This is a genomic window from Micromonospora sp. NBC_01699, from assembly GCF_036250065.1.
Lineage (GTDB): Bacteria > Actinomycetota > Actinomycetes > Mycobacteriales > Micromonosporaceae > Micromonospora_G.
In genome coordinates, this window is record NZ_CP109199.1 from 4,830,427 (window position 1) to 4,848,783 (window position 18,357).

General features: G+C 67.6%; 1 protein-coding gene (only partly in view). It reads right to left on the reverse strand.

The annotated features are described in order from the left end of the window. Window positions 1-18,357, reverse strand: the 5' portion of a protein-coding gene (locus tag OG792_RS20230; RefSeq protein ID WP_329101143.1) for a non-ribosomal peptide synthase/polyketide synthase. Its footprint begins 12,801 nt before the window's first position; 18,357 of the gene's 31,158 nt are visible here — the first part of the coding sequence; the start codon lies at window positions 18,355-18,357; the stop codon falls past the left edge of the window.

Below are 18,357 nucleotides of genomic sequence, written 5' to 3' on the forward strand. Positions count from 1 at the left end.
ACGGCCGGAACCAACCCGGATCTGCGGGTCAGGCAGAGCGGAGCGGTCGAGCTTGCCGTTGGCGGTCACCGGCAACGCATCCAGCACCACCACCGCCGCAGGCACCATGTACTCCGGCAACCGCCGGCTCACGTATTCCCGGACACCGGTACCGTCACCACCAACAACGTAGGCGACCAGCCGGTCGTCACGCATGATCACCGCTGCCTGGATGACCTCCGGACACGCCGCGACAGCCGCCTGCACCTCACCCAACTCGATCCGGAACCCACGCAGCTTCACCTGCTCATCCGTACGACCCAGATAGTCCAGTCGCCCGTCAGCGGTCCAGCGCACCAGATCACCCGTGCGATACAACCGCCCACCCGACTCGAACGGATTGGCAACGAACCGCTCACCGGTCAACCCGGCCCGGTTCACATAACCGCGAGCGAGCTGCACGCCAGCGAGGTACAGCTCCCCCGCCACACCCGGCGGGACGGGTTGCAGGTTGGCGTCGAGCACATACGTGCGGGTATTCGCGACCGGCTCACCGATCGTCACCAGCGCACCCGGCTCGCACCGGGCAGCGGTAACGTCGACCGACGCCTCCGTCGGCCCGTACAAATTATGCAGTTCAACATCGGGAAGCGCGGCCAGGAACCGATCCTGCACAGTGGCCGGCAGCGCCTCACCCGAACAAATCACCCGGGTAAGGACGCCACACCGGTCAGCGACCGGCAGGAACGCCTCCAACATCGACGGCACAAAATGCACCGTCGACACCCGCTGCGTATCAATAAGCTCGGCCAGATAGCCCGGATCACGGTGACCCCCCGGACGCGCCACCACCAGGGTCGCGCCCTCCAACAACGGCCAGAAGAACTCCCACACCGACACATCGAACGTGAACGGCGTCTTCTGCACCACCCGATCCGCAGCCGACAACCCAAACCGGTCCTGCATCCACCGCAACCGGTTCACAATCCCCGCATGCGAAACAACCACACCCTTCGGACAACCCGACGACCCCGACGTAAACAACACATACGCCGGATGATCCGCACACACATCCACCGACGTCGCCGGCACCGGACCATCGAGACCGGTGATCGAATCCAGAACCAAGACCGGACGGGCATCCTCCACCAACAACGCCACCCGCTCCACCGGATACGACGGATCAATCGGCAAATACGCCCCACCCGCCTTCAACACACCCAACAACGCCACCACCAAATCAACACCACGCTCCAACCGCACCCCGACTATCGACTCCGCACCCACACCCGCAGCCCGCAAATACCGAGCGACCTTCTCCGCCCGCGCGTCCACTTCGGCATACGTGAACTGCTCGCCCTCGAACACCACCGCCACCGCACCCGGAGAAGCGGCCACCCGCCCCGCGAACAACTCCGGCAACGTCCCACCAACCGGATACGACACCGCCGTGTCATTCCACTCCACCAGCAGCCGGGAACGCTCGTCCGCGTCCAGGACGTCCACCTCCGCCAGTCGCGCCTGCGGATCGGCCGTCACGGTGGCCAGCACCCGGACGAACCGCTCCACCAGACCGGCGACGGTTCGCGCGTCGAACAGGTCGGTAGCGGCGGTCAGCCCGCCGTGCAGCCCGGTTGGTGCGCCGGTCTCGTCGTGGGTCTCCTCGATACTCCATTCCAGGTCGAACTTTGCGGTGGCAGCACCGGCGGACAGTCCGGCGGGCCGGATCCCGGGCAGGTCCAGCACCGCCTCGGCGGTGTTCTGCAACGTGAGCATGACCTGGAACAGCGGATGCCGGGCCATCGACCGGGCCGGGGCGAGTTCCTCCACCAGCTTCTCGAACGGCACGTCCTGGTGCTCGTACGCGGCCAGCGCGGTCTCCCGGAGCCGGACCAGGACGTCGCGGAAGGTCGGGCCCCCGGACAGGTCGGCGCGCAGCACCAGCGTGTTGACGAAGAAGCCGACGGCGTCGTCGATCGCCTCGTCGGTACGCCCGGCGGTCGCCGTCCCGATCGGGATGTCGGTGCCGGCGCCGAGCCGCGACAACAGCACCGCCAGGGCGGCCTGCAACGCCATGAAGACGGTGACCCCCTCGGACCGGGCCAGCTCCTGCACCCGGGCGTGCAGGCCGGCGGGGATCCGCAGCGGCTCCCGATGGCCCCGCCGGGTGGCGACGGCCGGCCGCAGCCGATCGGCCGGTAGCCTCAGCTCCTCCGGCGCGCCGGCGAGCGCCGACCGCCAGTACGCCACCTGCCGGGCGAGGACGCTGTCCGGGTCGGTCTCGGAGCCCAACAGCTCCCGCTGCCACACCGCATAGTCGGCGTACTGCACCGGCAGCGGCGACCACCGCGGCGGCCGGCCGGCGGATCGGGCGGCGTACGCCTCGGACAGATCGCGGGCCAGCGGCGCCATCGACCATCCGTCGGCCGCAATGTGATGTACGACGACGACCAGCACGCAACCGTTGAACAGCCACGCCCGGATCGGCAGTTCGTGCGCCAGGTCGAAACGGTGCCGAGCGGCCGCGGCGATGTCCGCCTCGTCGCCGTCGCGGACCTCCAGCCGCCAGTCGAGCCCGACCACGTCGAGCACCTGCTGGTAGGGCTCGCCGTCGGCCATCGCGAACACGGTACGCAGCACCTCGTGCCGGCCGATGACGTCGCGCAGCGCGGCGTCCAGCGCCCCGGCGTCGGCGCCGGGCAGCCGCAGCACCACCGGCACGTTGTAGTCGGCCGACGGGCCGTCGAGCTGGCCGAGGAACCACAGTCGACGCTGCGCGAACGACAGCGGCGCCCGCGCGGGACGGTCGGCCGCGACGAGGGCCGGGCGGGTCTGCCGCGTCGCATCGAGGCGTGCGGCGAGCGCGGCCGGGCTGGGCGCCTCGAAGAGCGCGCGCAGCGGCACCTCGACATCGAGCATCGCGCGGATCCGGCTGGCCAGCCGTACGGCGAGCAGCGAGTGCCCGCCGAGGGCGAAGAAATCGTCGTCGGCGCCGACCCGGGGCAGGCCGAGAACATCGGCGAACGCGGCCCGGATGAGTTCCTCGCGCGGGTCCGACGACGGCCGGTCGACGCCGCCCCCGGTGACCGCGTCGGGCTCGGGCAGGGCGGCCGTGTCGAGCTTGCCGTTCGCGGTCACCGGAAGCGCGTCGAGGACCACCACCGTGGACGGCACCATGTGCTCAGGCAGTCGCCGAGCCACCAGCTCCCGTACGCCGGTGCCGTCCCCGCCGACCACGTACGCCACGAGGCGGTCCTCCCGGACCACGACGGCGGCCTGCGCCACGTCGGGGTGCGCGGCGACGGCCGTGCGGACCTCGCCCAGCTCCACCCGGAACCCGCGGACCTTGACCTGGTCGTCGGTGCGGCCGAGGTACTCCAGCTGCCCGTCCGTGGTCCACCGGGCGAGGTCGCCGGTGCGGTACATCCGTTCGGCGGGGGCGTAGGGGCTGGCGACGAACCGTTCGCCGGTCAGGGCCGGCCGGCGCAGGTAGCCGCGGGCCACGCCGGCGCCCTGGACGTACAGCTCGCCGGGCACGCCAGCGGGTACCGGACGCAGCCGGGCGTCGAGAACGTGGACGCGGGCGTGGGCCACCGGCCGCCCGATGACCGGCACCGCCGCGTCGGCGAGCCGGGCCGTGGTGGACTCGACGGTGCACTCGGTGGGGCCGTACATGTTGTACGCCTCGATGCCGGGAACGGCGCGCAGGCGTCGCCACAGCGATTCGGGTACGGCCTCACCGCCGACCGCGATCCGGGCCGGGCAACGGGTCGGGTCGTCGAGCAGGCCGTGGGTGAGCAGCGCCTCGACGTGCGAGGGGGTGGCCACCAGCACGTCGATGCGGTGTGCCGCGAGCCACGGCACCAGCAGGGCGGGATCGTGCCAGGTGTCGGCGTCGACGACGTGCAGTTCGTGGCCGCTCAGCAGGGCGGTCAGCTGGTCCCAGGACGCGTCGAAGGAGACGGACAGACCGAGCGCGACCCGCATTCGCGCCGGCCCGGCCAGCAGCGAGCGGCGGTGGCCGGTGCACAGGTTGACCAGGTTGTCGTGGCTCACCTGGACGCCCTTGGGGCGGCCGGTCGACCCGGAGGTGTAGATGACGTAGGCCGGATGGGCCGGCAGCAGCGGCGCCCGGGGCGGAAGCGGTGACTCGGTCGGCGTACCGGTCGGGCCGTCGAGCACGATCGTGGGCACGTCGGCCGGTAGCACGTCCGACGTACGGCTTGAGGTCAGCACCACGACCGGCGCGGCGTCGCGGACCAGGTACGTCACCCGCTCGGCCGGGTAGGCCGGGTCGACGGGCAGGTAGGCACCACCGGCCTTGAGCACAGCGAGCAGCGCGACGACCAGGTCGACCCCGCGCTCCAGGCACACCCCGACCACCGACTCCGGTCCGACCCCGTGACCGGCCAGCAGCCGGGCGAGGTGGTCGGTCCGGGCGTCGAGTTCCGCGTACGTCAGTGCGACGTCGCCTCCGACCAGGGCCGGAACATCCGGTGATTGCGTGACCCGGGCGCGGAACATCTCCGGCACGGTCCGGTCCGGCACCGCTGGCGCCGCGCCGGTCCCCCACGAGGCCAGCCTGCGCCGGTCGGCGTCGTCCAGGAGGTCCACGGCGCTGAGCCGGGTCGTCGGCCGGGCGGCCAGGGTCTCCAGCACGCGTGCGAACCGCTCGGCCAGTCGACGCACCGTGGCGGACTCGAACAGGTCGGCCGCCCCGACCAGCACGCCGCGCAGGCCGGCGGGCGCGCCGGTGGCATCGAGGGTCTCCTCGGCGCTGACCTCAAGGTCGAACTTCGCCACCGTCGGCCCGGCGTGGCTACGCCGTGCCGCCACGTCCGCCAGGTCGAGGGTGGCGTGGTCGTTGTTCTGGAGGGTGAGCATCACCTGGAAGAGCGCGTGGTGGGCCATCGAGCGGGCCGGGGCGAGTTCCTCGACGAGCCGTTCGAACGGCACGTCCTGGTGCGTGAAGGCAGCCAGGCTGGTCTCCCGGACCCGGTGCAGCACCTCGGTGAACGATGGGTCACCGGACAGGTCGAGCCGCAGCACGAGGTTGTTGACGAAGAACCCGACGAGATCGTTGAGCGCTTCGTCGGTGCGGCCGGCGATGGCGGTGCCGATCGGGATGTCGGTGCCGGCGCCGTGTCGGGACAGCAGCACGGCGAGGGCGGCCTGCAACGCCATGAAGACGGTGACGCCCTCCGCCCGCGCCAACCGGGCCAGGGCGGCGTGCGCCTCGGCCGGCACGTCGAGCGGGACGCCGTGTCCACGGTGCCCGGGTACGGCCGGCCGGGGCCGATCGAATGGCAGTGCCAACTCCGCGGGCGCCCCTGACAGGTTGTTTCGCCAGTAGGTGACCTGTCGGGCGAGCAGGCTGTCCGGGTCCTGCCCGTCGCCGAGGAGGTCGTGCTGCCAGAGCGCGTAGTCGGCGTACTGCACCGGCAGCGGCGCCCAGTCCGGAACGGTTCCGTTGCTCCGAGCCGCGTACGCGGTGGAAAAGTCCCGGGCCAACGGGGTCCACGACCAACCGTCACCGGCGATGTGGTGCATGACCACGACCAGGGCGTGTTCGTCCGCGGCGGTGCTGAACAGCCACACCCGCAGCGGCGGCTCGGTGGTCAGGTCGAACCCGTGGCCGGTCGCGGCCGCAACGGCGTCGTCGAGTGCCGCCGCGTCGACCTCGACCACCGTCAGCACGTCGGGCACGTCGGCCGGGTCCAGCACCCGCTGGTACGGCTCGCCGTCGGCGACGTCGAACACGGTACGCAGCACCTCGTGCCGGTCAAGCAGGTCCCGTACGGCGACACGCAGCGCGTGCCGGTCCAGGGCGCCGTTCAGCCGCAGTACGTTGGGAATGGTGTAGGTCGGGCTGGGTCCTTCGAGTTGGTTGATGAACCAGAGGCGGCGTTGGCCGGAGGACAGCGGGATGCGTTCCGGGCGGGGTCGGGCGGTCAGCGCCAGCCGCCCCCCGATGTCGGTGGAGTCAGCGTCGAAGTCGGGGGCGGGCAGGGTCGCGGCCAGTCCGGCAACGGTCGGGGTCTCGAACAACGCCCGAATCTCGACCTCAACACCCAACAACGCCCGAATCCGACTGATCAGACGCACCGCCAACAACGAATGCCCACCCAGATCGAAGAAATCATCATCAACACCGACGCCCTCGACACCGAGAACCTCCGCGTAGGCCGCACACAACAACTCCTCCCGCTCACTGGCCGGCCCCCGCCCCGCACCAACCGACGCCGCCAGATCCGGCTCCGGCAACGCCCGACGATCCAACTTCCCATTCGACGTCAACGGCAACCCATCGAGCACCACCACAGCCGACGGCACCAGATGCTCCGGCAACCGCCGCCCCGCATAACGACGCACCCGCTCAACGACACCATCAACATCGTCGTCGTCGGACACCACATACACGACCAACCGCACCTCACCACGAACATCCGGACGCGCGACCACCACCACCTGATCCAACCCCGGACACCGAGCCAACACCGACTGCACCTCACCCGGCTCCACCCGGAACCCGCGAATCTTGACCTGCTCATCAACCCGACCCAGAAACACCAACCGACCATCAACCAACCACCGCACCCGATCACCAGTGCGATACATCCGCCCACCCGTGTCGTACGGGCACGCCACAAACCGCCCCGCCGTCAACCCCGGCCGACGCACATAACCACGCGCCAACCCCACACCCGCGACGTAAAGCTCCCCGGACACCCCAACCGGCACCGGCCGCAAACCCGCATCAAGAACGTAGGTGCGCACATTCGCGATCGGCGTACCAATCGACACCGTGGCACCACCGTCGAGACGGGTCGTGGTGACACCGATCGTCGTCTCGGTCGGCCCATAGTGGTTGAACACACCCCGATCCCCGGCGACGGCCACCAACTCGGCCACCCACTCGACCGGCGCCGCCTCACCACCGAGCACGAGACTCCCAGCCGGAACGACATCCTCCAGCCGACCAGCCGCACCAAGCGCCATCAAATGCGACGGCACCGCCTTCAAATAATCAATCTCATGCTCGACCAAATACCCGGCCACCGCGGCCGGGTCGGTCACCGCCTGCTCCGGCAACACGTGCAACTGCCCGCCACGAGCCAGACTCGCGAACAACACCGTATTACCCAGATCAGTCACCTGCGCCTGCAACAACGCATACCGGCCACCGTTTGCTGCGAAGCCGAGCCGGTCCGGCACCCAAGCCACATAATTCGCCAACCCGCCCTGGGTGACCGCCACACCCTTCGGCTGACCGGTGGAACCGGACGTGTAAATGACATAAGCCAGGTTGGCGGGGCGGGGCGACACCGGCGGGGCGGTCGACTCAGCCACCGCCAGATGCGCGACGGTCATCGCCCCGTCCAACGCCACGATCCGCACCCCGCCCGCAGGCAGGTCCTCCACCAGGTCCTCGGTGGTCAACAGCAACACCGCCAGACTGTCACGCAACACAAACGCCACCCGATCAACAGGCTGCCGCGCGTCGACCGGCAGATACGCCGCACCGGCCTTCCACACACCAAGAATCGCGGTAACCATCTCCACCCCACGCGGCAACGACAAAGCGATCACCGACTCCGGACCCACCCCCTGGGCCAACAGATACCGAGCCAACCTGTTCGCACGCACATCCAACTCGCCATAAGTGATCTCCTCCCCGTCGGCGACCACCGCCACCGCATCCGGAGTCTCGACAACCCACCGCGCGAACGACGCCACCACCAACTCCACCCCAGCATCGGTGGCGGTGTCGTTGAACCCCACCAACACCCGATGCCGCTCCACCTCATCGAGCACGTCAACGGCGTGCAACCGCAACGACGGATCACCGGTCACCGCATCCAACACCCGCACCCAACCAGCCGAAACCCGGTCAGCGAACGGCGCATCGAACAAATCCGCCGCCACCGTCACACTCCCCCGCAAACCCGCCGGGCCGCCCTGCTCATCGAACGCCTCACCGACCAGCACATCCAAGTCAAACTTCACCGCCGAAGTACCCGAACCCAAACCCGACACCTCGACACCGGGCAGATCCAACACCGCATCCACCGTGTCGGTCTTCGTCAACACCACCTGAAACAACGGATGCCGAGCCATCGACCGAGACGGCGCCAACTCCTCCACCAACCGCTCAAACGGCACATCCTGATGCTCAGCACCAGCCAACGCCGCCTCCCGCACCCGCACCAACAACTCCACAAACGACGGATCACCCGACAAATCCGCCCGGAGCACCACCGCATTAACAAAAGAGCCAACAAGATCATCCAAAGCCTCATCAGTACGACCCGCGTGCGCCGAACCAATCGGAATATCAACACCGGCGCCCAACCGCGACAGCAACACCGCCAGGGACGCCTGCATCACCATGAACACCGTCACCCCGTGCGCCCGAGCCACCTTCAACATCCGCGCATGCACCACGGCCGGCACATCAACCGGCACACTGAACCCACGATGACTCGCCACTCCCGGCCGCGGCCGATCGTGCGGCAACACCAACTCCTCCGGCACACCGGCGAGCACCTCCCGCCAGTAACCGAGCTGCCGCGACACCAAACTCTGCGGATCGGCCTCGTCACCCAACACCGCCCGCTGCCACAACGCGAAATCCGCATACTGCACCGGCAACGGCACCCACTCGGGAACGAAGCCGGCACTCCGGGACGCGTAGGCCGCCGACACGTCCTGCGCGAGCGGTGCCATCGACCAGCCGTCACCGGCGATGTGATGCACCACCACGACCAGCACCTCACCACTGATCAACCACGCCCGGATCGGAACCTCGACCGACACATCAAAGGCATACCCGGCCACCTCCGCGACCGCCGCCTCCACGTCGCCGGCCTCCACCCGCTCCAACCGCCAAGCCAACCCATCCACCGGAAGCACCCGCTGATACGGCTCCCCATCCACCGTCGGGAACACCGTCCGCAACACCTCATGCCGCCCCACCACATCCCGCAACGCCGCATCCAACACAGCCGCATCAACCAAGCCCGACAACCGCAACACCACCGGCATGTTGTAAGCCGCCGACGGTCCCTCCAACTGATTGATAAACCACAACCGCCGCTGTGCAAACGACAATGGCACCCGGGCGGGGCGTTCCACTCGTTCAAGCGGAATTCGAGCCGTACCGGCGTCGATCAGCCGCGCCGCAAACCGCGTCGGCGACGGCGCCTCGAACAACACCCGCAGCGACACCTCCACCCCAAACACCGACCGCAACCGACTCAACAACCGCACCGCCAACAACGAATGCCCACCCAAAGCAAAAAAATCGTCATCCACACCCACCCGCGGCAACCCCAACACCTCGGCAAACGCCGAGGCCACCAACTCAACGCGCGGATCCGCACCACCACGGGCGGCGCCGACCTGGATCTGCGGGTCGGGCAGTGCGTGGCGGTCGAGCTTGCCGTTGGCGGTGACCGGCAGCGCGTCGAGCACCACCACGGCGGCGGGCACCATGTATTCCGGCAACCGCCGGCTCACGTGTTCCCGGATACCGGCGCCGTCGCCGCCGACGACGTACGCGATGAGCTTGTCGTCGCGGACGATGACAGCGGCCTGGATCACCTCCGGGCACGCGGCCACGGCGGCCTGCACCTCACCCAACTCGACCCGGAACCCACGCAGCTTCACCTGGTCGTCCGTCCGGCCCAGGTACTCCAACTGCGCGCTATCGGTCCACCGGACAAGGTCACCGGTGCGGTACATCCGCTCCCCCGACCCACCGTACGGACAGGCCACGAAACGCTCGGCGGTCAACCCTGCCCGATTCAGATAACCCCGCCCCAACTGCACACCGGCCAGATACAACTCCCCGGCCACACCCACCGGCACGGGTTGCAGACTGTGGTCGAGCACATAGGTGCGGGTGTTCGCGACCGGCGACCCGATCGTCACCAACGCACCAGGCTCGCACCGGGCAGCGGTAACGTCGACCGACGCCTCGGTCGGCCCGTACAGGTTATGCAGTTCGACATCCGGAAGCGCGGCCAGGAACCGATCCTGCACACCCTGCGGCAGCGCCTCACCCGAACAAATCACCCGGGTAAGGCCGGTGCAGGACCCCGCCACCGGGAGAAACGCCTCCAACATCGACGGCACGAAGTGCACCGTCGACACCCGCTCCGTGCGAATCAACTCCGCCAGGTAGCCCGGATCACGGTGACCCTCCGGACGCGCCACCACCAGGGTCGCGCCCTCCAACAACGGCCAGAAGAACTCCCACACCGACACGTCGAACGTGAACGGCGTCTTCTGCACCACCCGATCCGCAGCCGACAACCCGAACCGGTCCTGCATCCACCGCAACCGGTTCACAACCCCCGCATGAGAAACAACCACACCCTTCGGACGACCCGACGACCCCGACGTAAACAACACATACGCCGGATGATCCGCACACAGATCCACCAACGTCCCCAGCTCCGGACCATCGAGACCGGTGATCGAATCCAACACCACCGTCGGCGCGGCATCAGCCAACATCGCTGACACCCGCTCCACCGGATACCCAGGATCGATCGGCAAATACGCCCCACCCGCCTTCAACACACCCAACAACGCCACCACCAAATCAACACCACGCGCCAACCGCACCCCGACTATCGACTCCGGACCCACACCCGCAGCCCGCAAATACCGGGCGACCCTATCGGCCCGAGCATCTACTTCGGCATACGTAAACTGCTCACCCTCGAACACCACCGCCACCGCACCCGGCGACACAGCCACCCGCCCCGCGAACAACTCCGGCAACGTCCCACCAACCGGATACAACACCGAGGTGTCATTCCAACCGACCAGCAACTCCCGACGCCCGGCGTCATCGAGCACATCGACCGAACGAAGCGGCAACTCCCCATCCACCTTCAGGGCGGCTACCACATTGCCAATCACCGTACGCAACAACAACGCCACCGAACGAGCGTCAATCGGCGCCACCGCATCCACAGTGAGGTAAACAGCATCGCCGTTGTCGTCAACGGAAACCGTCAACGGGTAGTTGGTGCGCTCGTCGGCGTAGACCACCGAGACACCGTCGAAGCTCGTCTCCGGCTCTGTCGAACCGGTGTTGTGGCGGTAGTTGAGCAGCGAGGTGAACAGTGGCGCGTTTCCGGACATGCCGCTGGCGCGCTGGGCCACCGCAAGCGAGGCGTGTTCGTGTTCGAGCAGGCCGGCGAGCTGGTCACGCATCGCCGCCACCGCAGCCCGTACGCCCGCACCGCCGGTATGCACCCGCACCGGCAGGGTGTTGATGAACGGCCCCGGCATCCGATCCGAGCCCGCGCCGGCATTCATCCGACCGAACAACACCGTCCCGAACACCACGTCGTCGCGGCCCGATGTCGCCGCGACCGTACGCGCCCACGCCACATGCAGGACCGTCGCCGCGCTGACACCCGACGTGGCTGCCACGCGCCGCAGTCGTGCGGTCAGGTCCTCCCCCAGCTCGATCACTTCACGGGCCTGCCCCGTGCCGTCACCCAGGACGTCGAGCACCCCGTACGGTGCGGTCGACTCCGTTACATCGCCGAGCAGGCCGGTGAAGTACCGCTCGTGCTCCTCAGCCGTCACCACTCCACCGCGGACCTGAGCGACGAAGTTCCGGAACTGGAGTACCGGGGCCAGGGAATCACCACGACCGGACAGCACCGACTGCACGTCACTCAGCAGCACGTCGAGGCCCATGTGATCCTGCACCAGGTGATGCACCCGTACCAGGGCCAGACACTCCGATCCGGTGCCAGCGCTGACATGTACGTCCAACAACGGCGCCCGCCCGAGATCAAACGACCCGTCGACCGACGCCAACAACTCCTCCACACCGCGCGCCGACACCTCGGACACCGGCAACGTCGCCCGCCGCCACACCACCTGCACGGGCTCCGACAACCCCTCCCAGACGATCGCGGTACGGAAAATGTCGTGCCGATCAACCACCCGCTGCAAAGCACCCACAAACGCGTCGAAGCCCCGCCGACTGTCGAACTCCAACACCGTCGGCAGCACATACGCATCCCGCCCACCATCCGCAAGCAGATGATGGAAAAGAATGCCCTCCTGCAACGGCGCCAACGGATAAATATCAGCAATATTCGCCGCACCACCATCAACGGTCGCGGCCACCCGATCAATCTGCTCAGCCGTCAACCCCACCAACGGCAACATCTCCGGAGTAATCCCGGTAGCACCCGCCGGAATCCGGTTCGCCGGCACCTCCACCCGCGACTCCACACCCCCGGCAAGAGCAAGCCCAGCCGGCGTCGGCGACTGGAAAAACGCCCGCACCGGCACCACCACACCACGCTGACGCAACCACTCCACCAACCGCACCACCAACAACGAATGCCCACCCAGAACAAAGAAATCGTCATCCACACCAACGGCTTCGAGGCCGAGGATCTCCGCGAAGCCGGCACAGAGCAGTTCCTCGCGCGCGTTGGCCGGGCCACGACCGGAGCCGGCCTGAATCTGCGGGTCGGGCAGAGCGCGGCGGTCGAGCTTGCCGTTGGCGGTGACCGGCAGCGCGTCGAGCACCACCACAGCGGCGGGAACCATGTACTCCGGCAACCGCCGGCTCACGTGTTCCCGGACACCGGCGCCGTCGCCGCCGACAACGTAGGCGACCAGCCGGTCGTCGCGGACCACGACGGCGGCCTGGGTCACCTCCGGGTGTGCGGCCACGGCCGCCTGCACCTCGCCCAGCTCGATCCGGAAGCCGCGCAGCTTCACCTGCTCATCCGTACGACCCAGATAGTCGAGCTGGCCGTCGGGGGTCCAGCGGACCAGGTCACCGGTGCGATACAACCGCCCACCCGGCTCGTACGGGTTGGCGACGAACCGCTCACCCGTCAGCCCGGCCCGGTTGACGTAGCCCCGCGCGAGCTGCACGCCAGCCAGATACAGCTCCCCGGCCACACCCACCGGCACCGGCTGCAAGCTGTGGTCGAGCACATAGGTGCGCGTGTTCGCGACCGGCGCACCGATCGTCACCAGCGCACCCGACTCGCACCGGGCAGCGGTAACGTCGACCGACGCCTCCGTCGGCCCGTACAAATTATGCAGTTCAACATCGGGAAGCGCGGCCAGGAACCGATCCTGCACACCCTGCGGCAGCGCCTCACCCGAACAAATCACCCGGGTAAGGCCGGTGCAGGACCCCGCCACCGAGAGAAACGCCTCCAACATCGACGGCACAAAATGCACCGTCGACACCCGCTCAGCGTCAATCAACTCCGCCAGATAAGCCGGATCACGATGACCCCCCGGACGCGCCACCACCAAAGTCGCGCCCTCCAACAACGGCCAGAAAAACTCCCACACCGACACATCGAAGGTAAACGGCGTCTTCTGCACCACCCGATCCGACTCCGTGAGTCCAAACCGGTCCTGCATCCACCGCAACCGGTTCACAATCCCCGCATGCGAAACAACCACACCCTTCGGACGACCCGACGACCCCGACGTAAACAACACATACGCCGGATGATCCGCACACACATCCACCGACGTCTCCGGCACCGGACCATCGAGACCGGTGATCGAATCCAGAACCAAGACCGGACGGGCATCCTCCACCAACAACGCCACCCGCTCCACCGGATACGACGGATCGATCGGCAAATACGCCCCACCCGCCTTCAACACACCCAACAACGCCACCACCAAATCGACACCACGCTCCAACCGCACCCCGACTATCGACTCCGGACCCACACCCGCAGCCCGCAAATACCGAGCGACCCTATCCGCCCGTGCATCCACCTCCGCATACGTAAACTGCTCACCCTCGAACACCACCGCCACCGCACCCGGCGACACAGCCACCCGCCCCGCGAACAACTCCGGCAACGTCCCACCAACCGGATACGACACCACCGTGTCATTCCACTCCACCAGCACCCGGGAACGCTCGTCACTGCCCAGCACATCGACCGAGCCGAGCGAAGGCTCCGCGGCGGTTTCCAGTGCGGCGACCAAATTCTCGGTCGCGGTCGTCAGCAGAGTGCAGACCAGGTCGGCGTCGATCGAGGCGACCACATCGACGGACAGACCAATGACGTCTCCGCTGTCGTCGATCGAGACCGTCAACGGATAGTTGGTGTGCTCCCTGGTGAATACCAGCCGCACACCGTCGGCGTCGGCGTCGTCGTCAGCTGCACCGGCAGTCGCGCTGTTGTGGCGGTAGTTGAACAGTGAGGTGAACAACGGCGCATTCCCGGACACGCCACTGGCCCGCTGCGCCACCGCAAGCGAGGCGTGCTCATGCTCAAGCAACCCGGCGAGCTGATCACGCATCGCCACCACCGCAGCCCGCACACCCACACCCCCGGTACGCACCCGCACCGGCAGAGTATTGATGAACGGACCCGGCACCCGATCCGAACCCACACCAGCATTCATCCGACCGAACAACACCGTCCCGAACACCACATCATCACGGCCCGACGCCACCGCCACCACACGCGCCCACGCCACATGCAGCACCGTCGCCGGGCTTACACCCAACCCCCGCGCCACCAACCGCAACCGACCCACCAACGCCCTGTCCAGGACAGTCCGTCGCCGCACCTGACCACTGCCATCACCACGCACATCCAACACACCGAACGGCGCCGTCGGCTCGGTCACCCCACCCAACAACCCCGCGAAGTACGCCTCGTGTCCACCCACTTCACGCGCCTGCGCCACGAACGTCCGGAACGGCAACGGCGCCGGCAACTCACCACCCCGACCCGCCAGGAACGCCCGCACCTCCTCCAGCAACACGTCAAGGCCCATGTGATCCTGCACCAGGTGATGCACCCGTACCAGAGCCAGACACTCCGGTCCGGCACCAGCACTGACGTGCACGTCCAACAACGGCGCCCGCCCGAGATCAAACGACCCATCGACCGACGCCAACAACTCCTCTGAACCGCGCGCCGACACCTCAGACACCGGCAACACCGCCCGCCGCCACACCACCTGCACCGGCTCCGACAACCCCTCCCACACGATCGCCGTACGGAAAATGTCGTGCCGATCAACCACCCGCTGCAAAGCACCCACAAACGCGTCGAAGCCCCGCCGACTGTCGAACTCCAACACCGTCGGCAGCACATACGCATCCCGCCCACCATCCGCAAGCAGATGATGGAAAAGAATGCCCTCCTGCAACGGCGCCAACGGATAAATATCAGCAATATTCGCCGCACCACCATCAACGGTCGCAGCGATCCGATCGATCTGCTCAGCCGTCAACCCCACCAACGGCAACATCTCCGGAGTAATCCCGGTAGCATCCACCGGAATCCGGTTCGCCGGCACCTCCACCCGCGACTCCACACCCCCCGCAAGAGCAAGCCCAGCCGGCGACGGCGACTGGAAAAACGCCCGCACCGGCACCACCACACCACGCTGACGCAACCACTCCACCAACCGCACCACCAACAACGAATGCCCACCCAGAACGAAGAAATCATCATCCACACCGACCGCTTCCAAGCCGAGGATCTCCGCGAACCCCGCACACAGCAGCTCCTCCCGCGCGTTCGCCGGACCACGACCAGAACCAGCCTGGACCTGCGGGTCGGGCAGAGCCTTACGGTCGAGCTTGCCGTTGGCGGTCACCGGCAACGCATCCAGCACCACCACCGCCGCCGGCACCATGTACTCCGGCAACCGCTGCGCGACCAGCTCCCGGATGCCGGTGCCGTCACCGCCGACGACGTACGCGACCAGCCGGTCGTCACGCATGATCACCGCTGCCTGGATGACCTCCGGACACGCCGCGACAGCCGCCTGCACCTCACCCAACTCGATCCGGAACCCACGCAGCTTCACCTGCTCATCCGTACGACCCAGATAGTCCAGTCGCCCGTCAGCGGTCCAGCGCACCAGATCACCCGTGCGATACAACCGCCCACCCGACTCGAACGGATCGGCAACGAACCGCTCACCCGTCAACCCGGCCCGGTTCACATAACCGCGAGCGAGCTGCACGCCAGCGAGGTACAGCTCCCCCGCCACACCCGGCGGCACCGGCTGCAAACTGTGGTCGAGCACATACGTGCGGGTATTCGCGACCGGCTCACCGATCGTCACCAGCGCACCCGACTCACACCGAGCGGCGGTAACGTCAACCGACGCCTCCGTCGGGCCGTACAAATTATGCAGTTCAACATCGGGAAGCGCGGCCAGGAACCGATCCTGCACAGTGGCCGGCAGCGCCTCACCCGAACAAATCACCCGGGTAAGGACGCCACACCGGTCAGCGACCGGCAGGAACGCCTCCAACATCGACGGCACAAAATGCACCGTCGACACCCGCTCAGCGTCAATCAACTCCGCCAGATACGCCGGATCACGATGACCCCCCGGACGCGCCACCACCAAAGTCGCGCCCTCCAACAACGGCCAGAAAAACTCCCACACCGACACATCGAACGTGAACGGCGTCTTCTGCACCACCCGATCCGCAGCCGACAACCCAAACCGATCCTGCATCCACCGCAACCGGTTCACAATCCCCGCATGCGAAACAACCACACCCTTCGGCCGACCCGACGACCCCGACGTAAACAACACATACGCCGGATGATCCGCACACAAACCCACCGACGTCGCCGGCTCCGGACCATCGAGACCGGCGATCGAATCCAACACCACCGTCGGCGCGGCATCAGCCAACATCGCTGACACCCGCTCCACCGGATACGACGGATCGATTGGCAGATACGCCCCACCCGCCTTCAACACACCCAACAACGCCACCACCAAATCAACACCACGCGCCAACCGCACCCCGACTATCGACTCCAGACCCACACCCACACCCCGCAAATACCGGGCCACCTTATTCGCCCGCGCATCCACCTCCGCATACGTAAACTGCTCACCCTCGAACACCACCGCCACCGCACCCGAAGAAGCAGCCACCCGCCCCGCAAACAGCGACACCAAAGTGTCCCCAGCCGGATACGACACCGCCGTGTCGTTCCACTCCACCAGCACCCGGGAACGCTCGTCCGCGTCCAGGACGTCCACCTCGGCCAGTCGCACCTGCGGATCGGCCACCACTGCGGCAAGGACGGCCACGAACCGGTCGGCGAGCCGGCGCAGCATGGCGGTCTCGAAGAGGTCGGCGGCTCCCATGACCTCGCCCTGCATGCCCGCCGGAGCGCCGTTGTCGTCGAGCAGTTCACCGACGCTGAACTCAAGGTCGACCTTGGCGGTGCCCTGGCCGGCCGCGAGCCGTCCCATCCCGACGCCGGGCAGCTCCAGGGTCGCGTCCCTGTTCTGGACGCCGAGCATGACCTGGAACAGCGGGTGCCGGGCCATCGACCGGGCCGGAGCGAGTTCCTCCACCAGCCGCTCGAACGGCACGTCCTGGTACTCGAAGGCGGACAGAGCGGTCTCCCGTACCCGGACCAGGACGTCGCGGAAGGTCGGGTTCCCGGACAGGTCGGTACGCAGCACCAGCATGTTGATAAAGCATCCGACGAGGTCGTTCAGCGCCTCGTCGGTACGCCCGGCAACCGCCGTGCCGATCGGGATGTCGGTGCCGGCGCCGAACCGGGACAGCAGCATGGCGAGGGCGGCCTGCAACGCCATGAAGAGCGTGACGCCCTCCTCGGCAGCGAGTTCCGCCACCCGGGCATGCAGTGCCGGCGGGACCCACATCAACTCGCTGTTCGCCCGGTGGCTCGCGATCGCCGGGCGAGCGTGGTCGAACGGCAGCGCGAGTTCCTCGGGTACGCCAGCGAGCATGTCCCGCCAGTAGGCGACCTGCCTGGAGATGAGGCTACTCGGGTCGTCGCTCTCGCCGAGAACCTCGCGCTGCCACAGGGTGAAGTCGGCGTACTGGATGCTCAGCGGCTCCCAGCCGGGGGCCCGAGCGGAGCGGCGTGCCTCGTACGCCGTGGACAGGTCCCGGGCCAGCAGGGTGAGGGACCACCCATCGCTGACGATGTGGTGCATGACGGTGACGAACACGTGCTCGTCCGGGCCGGTCGAGAACAGCCACGCCCGGACCGGCAGCTCGGCCGAGATGTCGAAGGTGGTGCGGGTGGCCCGCTCCAGTTCGTCGTCCAGGTCCTCGGCGGACACCTCGACCAGTTCCACCTGCCAGTCGAGGTCGTCGGGTTCGACGATGCGCTGGTAGGGCTCGCCGTCGGCGGTGGGGAACATCGTCCGCAGCACCTCGTGCCGCTCAAGGACGTCCCAGGCCGCGGCCCGCAGCGCCGGGACGTCGACGCTGCCGGTCAGCCGGAGCACCATCGGGATGTTGTAGGTGGTGCTGGGCCCTTCCAACTGGGCGATGAACCAGAGCCGACGCTGGGCGTACGACAACGGGATCAT